The following is a 1,063-nucleotide window of genomic DNA, read 5'->3' as shown; positions in this document are numbered from 1 at the left end:
GACCGAAGGGTGCGGTGGGTTCGGTGATGTCGCCGAGGAGGTTGGTGAAGAACTTCTGGTGTTCTTCGCGGGGGATGCGGAGGCGGGCTTGGGCGACGAAGTCGCGGAAGGGGAGGGGGGTGGGGAGTTGGTCCTGGTGTCCGTTGAGGTGGGCGCGGACTTCGTCGAGGACGATGGCGAGGGCGGTGTGGTCCTGGATGAGGTGGTGGATGTGGAGGGCGAGGAGCCAGCGGTCGGTGTGGGGTTCGGGGGTGGTGTAGGCGCGTAGGAGGGGGGCTTGGGTGATGTCCATGGACCGGCCGGTGGCGGTCAGGAGTCGGGTGGCGGTGTCGGCGCTGGTGGTGTCGGTGTCGTCGGTGTTGTGGGGGAGGTGGATGGTGTGGGTGGGGAGGGGGGCGTTGCGGGTGACGACCTGGAGGGGTTCGCGTTGGCCGTTCCAGATGATGGCGGTGCGCAGGATGTCGTGGCGGTTGATGACGTGTTGGAGGGCGGTGAGGAAGTCGGTGAGGCGTTGGTGGGTGTCGAAGGCCATGAGGGCCGGGAGGACGTAGACGTCGGTTCCGGTGTCGGCCTCCATGAGGTGGTGGAAGAAGATGCCTTCCTGGAGGGGGGCGAGGGGGTAGATGTCGGCGATGTTGGGGGCGCCGCCGGGGATTTGGGTGGTGAGGTGGTTGATCTCGTCGGTGGTGAGGTCGGCGAGGGTGATCATGTCGGGGGTGATGGTGGTGGTGTTGGTGGGGATGAGGTTGGGGGGGACGGGGATTTCGTGGTGGGTTGTGGTGGTGGTGAGGCCTGCGACGGTGGGGGAGGCGAAGAGGGTGCGGACGTCGATGGGCAGGCCGTGGTTGCGGAGGCGTTCGACGAGGGTGACGGCGAGGAGGGAGTGGCCGCCGAGTTCGAAGAAGTTGTCGTCGATGGTGACGGTGGGGAGGCCGAGGACGTCGGCGAAGACGGTGCAGAGGGTTTCTTCTTCGGGGGTGCGGGGTGCGCGTCCTGCGGTGGTGGTGGTGTAGTTCGGGGCGGGGAGGGCGTTGCGGTCGAGCTTGCCGTTGGCCGTCAGCGG

1 protein-coding gene is annotated in these 1,063 nt (G+C 67.4%); it reads right to left on the bottom strand.

The window, feature by feature from the left end; genetic code table 11:
* The coding region (locus ACGFZP_RS39475) for a condensation domain-containing protein (RefSeq protein WP_392942339.1) at nucleotides 1-1,063 on the bottom strand (1,063 nt) is incomplete at both ends.

The organism is Kitasatospora sp. NPDC048239 (assembly GCF_043202015.1).
GTDB lineage: Bacteria > Actinomycetota > Actinomycetes > Streptomycetales > Streptomycetaceae > Kitasatospora.
The sequence above is the reverse complement of the archived record's forward strand: the minus strand, read 5'-3'. Positions and strand labels throughout refer to the sequence as shown.